We start from the raw sequence: 3979 nt of genomic DNA, 5'->3' as shown, positions 1-3979 counted from the left end.
GACGGCTCGCCGACCGGTCCGCCGCCGACCTGCAGCACGCGAAGGCGCAGGGCTTGGATCGGCGCGGCGGCCTGATCCTCGGCTGGAGCGGGATGCGCGGCGTCGTCACGCTGGCCGCCGCGCAGTCGATCCCGATCACCGTGACCTACCGTTCGCAGCTCGTCGTGATCGCGTTCCTGGTCGCCGTCATCACCCTGCTGCTCCACGGCCTGACGCTGCCGCCGCTCATCCGCCGGCTGCGCCCGGCCGGCCCGAGCCAGGACGATCGCAAGCAGGAACTCGTCGCGCTCTACCAGGACCTCGTCGACGAGGGGAACGCCGCCCTCGACGGTGCGCTGCAGCGCGAGCACGAGCGGGCCGAGCAGGATCCTGCACACCGCGAACCGCCTGAGACGGTCGTCCACCGCGTCCGCTCGAGCGTCCGCAACTCCCTCACGCCGCTGGCGTTCTCGATGCCGCCGTCGACGAAGGCGGGCGGATCGCGCACCGGTGACGAGGCGATGATCTATCTGCAGCTCGCCCGCGCCGTGCTCGACGCTCAGCGGGCCGCGCTGCTCGAGGCCCGCGCGATCGGCCAGTACAGCAGCCAGTCGCTCCGCCTCGCCGAGGAGGCGCTCGACGCCTACGAACTCAGACTCACTCCCCCGCAGAAGCACTAGCGTCTGCATCAGCAGAAGCACTCACGCCTGCATCAGCAGAATTATTCGAGGTACCGACGAATTGCGACTTCCCGAACGACTCCTCCGGCGCAGCACGCAGCTGCTCATCGGTCTCTTCCTCTTCGGCTTCGGCGTCTCGCTCATCGTGCGCGGAGACCTGGGCGCCGCACCCTGGGACGTGCTCACGCTCGGCATCATCAGCCATATCCCGGTGAGCTTCGGGGTGGTCACGATCTCCGTCAGCATCATCGTGCTGCTGTGCTGGATCCCGCTGCGCGAGAAGCCGGGCATCGGCACGCTGCTCAACGCCGTGCTGATCGGGCCGAGCGCCGACGTCGGATTCCTCGTTCTGCCGGAGACGACGGAGCTGTGGCTGCGGATCCTCTACCTGGTGCTCGGCGTCGTGCTCATCGGCGTGGCCAGCGGCCTCTACATCGGCGCCCGACTCGGGCCGGGCCCGCGCGACGGCCTGATGACCGGGCTGCACCGCGTGACGAAGCTCCCGATCTGGGTCACCCGCACCGGCCTCGAGGCGACCGTGCTGCTCATCGGCTGGCTGCTGGGCGGGACCGTCGGATTCGGCACGCTGTTCTTCGTGCTCGCCATCGGGCCGCTCTGCCAGGTCTTCCTCCCCCTCTTCAGCATCCCGCTCGCGCGGGACGCAGACCCGGCGGCGCAGGTCGAGGCGGACCCTGCGACCGCACCCGCTACTCGGGCAGCCGCACCGGGTTCTGGTAGTGACTGAAGAGGATGCTCGTCCTGGTCGATGAGACCGCCGGATGCGCCGAGAGGTGCTCCATCACGAAGTCCCGCACGTGATCCGAGTCGCGCGCGGCGAGGTGGATGATGAAGTCCTCGACCCCGCCGAGGAAGAAGAGCTGGAGCACCTCGGGGAGGGTGCGCAGCTCGTCGCTGAACTCCGAGATCCGTTGCCGCGCGCCCGAACGAATCGAGACGCTCACGAGCACCTGGAGCGTGCGCCCCATCACCGCAGGATCGACCGTGGCCGTGAAGCCCGTGATGATGCCCCGCCCGACCAGTCCGCGTACGCGCGCCACGCAGGTCGACGCCGCGACGCCGACGCGCTCCGCCAGTTCGGCGTTCGTCATCCGCCCGTCCCGCTGCAGTTCTTCGACGATCATGCGATCCACGTCGTCGAGCACCACCTCGGCTCGCAGATCCTTCGACGGCTCCATGCCTACTCCGATCATTCAACGCACACAGCGCATAAATATGCGCATTTCGTCGAAGATTATTCTAGACACATCCGATTGCTTCGAAGATAGTGCAGAATCGAGGTGGAATCCTGCGGATCACCGCCACCGCCTCGCAACGCAGCGGGAAACGGATCCGCGTCGAACCTCATCACACAGAGCAAATGGAGCACATCATGCGCGTCGGTATTCCTACCGAGATCAAGAACAACGAGAACCGCGTGGCCATCACGCAGGCCGGTGTCTTCGAGCTGAAGCGCCGCGGGCACGAGGTGCTGGTGCAGGCCGGCGCCGGCCTCGGCTCCGCCATCACCGACGCCGAGTACGAGGCAGCCGGAGCGACCATCGTCGCGGACGCCGCGCAGGTGTGGGCCGACAGCGACATGATCCTGAAGGTCAAGGAGCCGATCGCCGCCGAGTACGACAAGATGCGGAAGGGCCAGATCCTCTTCACCTACCTGCACCTCGCCGCCGACAAGACGCTCACCGAGAAGGTCCTCGAGTCGGGCACAACCGCGATCGCCTACGAGACCGTCCAGCTCGCGAACCGCGGCCTGCCGCTGCTCGCCCCCATGTCCGAGGTGGCCGGTCGCCTCTCGGTGCAGGTCGGCGCCTACAGCCTGATGAAGGCCAACGGCGGGCGCGGGATCCTGCTCGGCGGCGTCACCGCGACCCGTCGCGGCAAGGTCGTCGTGATCGGCGGCGGTGCCGCCGGCGAGCAGGCCGCCCGCATCGCCTACGGAATGGGCGCCGAGGTCACCGTCATCGACATCTTCATCCCCCGCCTCAAGCAGCTCGAGGACGAGTTCAACGGTCGCATCCAGACCCGCACCTCGAACGCGCTGAACATCACCGAGGCGCTGAAGGAGGCCGACCTCGTAATTGGCTCGGTGCTGATCCCGGGCGAGAAGGCCCCCAAGCTCGTGACCGACGAGATGGTCGCGCAGATGAAGCCGGGCTCGGTGCTCGTCGACATCGCGATCGACCAGGGCGGCTGCTTCGAGAACTCCCGTCCCACCACGCACGACGACCCCACCTTCCCGGTGCACAACTCGATCTACTACTGCGTGGCGAACATGCCCGGCGCGGTTCCCGAGACGTCGACCGCCGCGCTCACCAACGCGACGCTGCCCTACGTCGTCGCCCTGGCGGACAAGGGCTGGCAGGCCGCTCTCGCCACCGACGAGGCGCTCGCGAAGGGCCTCAACGCTCACGGCGGCGTCCTCACCAACCACGGCGTCTCCGAGGCGTTCCCCGAGCTCCCCTACACCCCGTACGGCGAGGTCGTGGCGGCGGGCGCGTAAGCATCCGGGCCTCGACCGCGTACGCATTGCCGTCGGCCGCGACGGTCACCCCGTCGGCCGACCTCTCCGTCCTGCGACCCGCACCATCGGGCGTAGGCTGGAACACATGGATCTGAAGTTCTCCTTCGGCGCATCGAACCCGCTCCCTCTGACCACCGAGGGGGCGGGTTCTGCGTCGCCCGGGCCGGGATCGAGCCGCCTCTCACTGCGCGTGACGCTCGGGGATTTCCCCGGCCAGGTCGTCTGCGAGGCGCTCTCCGGCGACGGCGTCTCGTACGCGCGCGCCGAGAAGATCGCCGCGGATCCCGCTGCTCTCGCGGCAGCGGTGCGCTCGGCCATCGCGCGAGCGGGCGCCGAGCTTCCCGAGCCGCTCATCGAGTCGGTGACGGAGATCGAGCTCGCGCTCGGCGGCGCGGAGGCCGAGGTCCTCGTCGGACTCGGGCTGGCGCTCGGCCAGAACGCGGATCCGACGGGCCCGATCAGCTCGGTCGATGAGGCGCTGCAGGCACGCACGGGCGTCTCGGCGGGGACGCCGATCCGTCTCTCCCGCTGAGCGCGGCGTGCGGCCGGCTCAGGCAGCTTGGAAGCGGAGGATCCGCTCGAGCGCCTCGGCGACGGCCGCCTCGCCCGCCGCGTAGGACCTGAAATGACCGGTTAGGCGCTCGCCGCGCGATGTCAAGCTGTGGTGAGCGAAGAATCTCGCTCGCCCTCTCACCGAACTTCCATTCCCGTACAGGCCTCGGTGAAACTCTTGCATGCCTCGGTGAAACTCGCTGCGAGAGGCGGAAAAAGGTTCTTCCGC

General features: G+C 68.6%; 5 protein-coding genes. 4 read left to right on the top strand and 1 reads right to left on the bottom strand.

The window, feature by feature from the left end:
• Both ACFPZL_RS10920 and yczE read left to right on the top strand, forming a co-directional pair.
• Positions 1-659, top strand: a 659-nt coding sequence (locus ACFPZL_RS10920) for a cation:proton antiporter domain-containing protein (protein ID WP_382335411.1), incomplete at its 5' end; no start/stop codon positions are given.
• A 61-nt stretch (positions 660-720) separates the two neighbouring features.
• Positions 721-1404, top strand: a complete 684-nt coding sequence (gene yczE, locus ACFPZL_RS10915) for a membrane protein YczE (protein WP_218116460.1) — start codon at positions 721-723, stop codon at positions 1402-1404.
• Here yczE and ACFPZL_RS10910 read toward each other — a convergent pair.
• Positions 1367-1855, bottom strand: coding sequence for an Lrp/AsnC family transcriptional regulator (locus tag ACFPZL_RS10910; protein WP_218116461.1), 489 nt, complete (start codon positions 1853-1855; stop codon positions 1367-1369). The two genes, yczE and ACFPZL_RS10910, sit on opposite strands and share 38 nt — an antisense overlap.
• A gap of 194 nt (positions 1856-2049) precedes the next feature.
• Between ACFPZL_RS10910 and ald the strand changes: the two genes are divergently transcribed.
• Entirely contained in the window at positions 2050-3177 is a 1128-nt protein-coding gene (gene ald, locus ACFPZL_RS10905) for an alanine dehydrogenase (RefSeq protein ID WP_218116464.1), read from the top strand.
• Positions 3178-3283: 106 nt separating this feature from the next.
• Positions 3284-3730 carry a hypothetical protein gene (locus ACFPZL_RS10900; RefSeq protein ID WP_218116462.1) on the top strand — a complete coding sequence of 149 codons (447 nt, stop codon included), beginning with the start codon at positions 3284-3286 and terminating at the stop codon, positions 3728-3730.
• The last annotated feature ends 249 nt before the right edge of the window (positions 3731-3979 follow it).

This window comes from Leucobacter soli, assembly GCF_042659205.1.
Lineage (GTDB): Bacteria > Actinomycetota > Actinomycetes > Actinomycetales > Microbacteriaceae > Leucobacter > Leucobacter soli.
The sequence above is the reverse complement of the archived record's forward strand: the minus strand, read 5'-3'. Positions and strand labels throughout refer to the sequence as shown.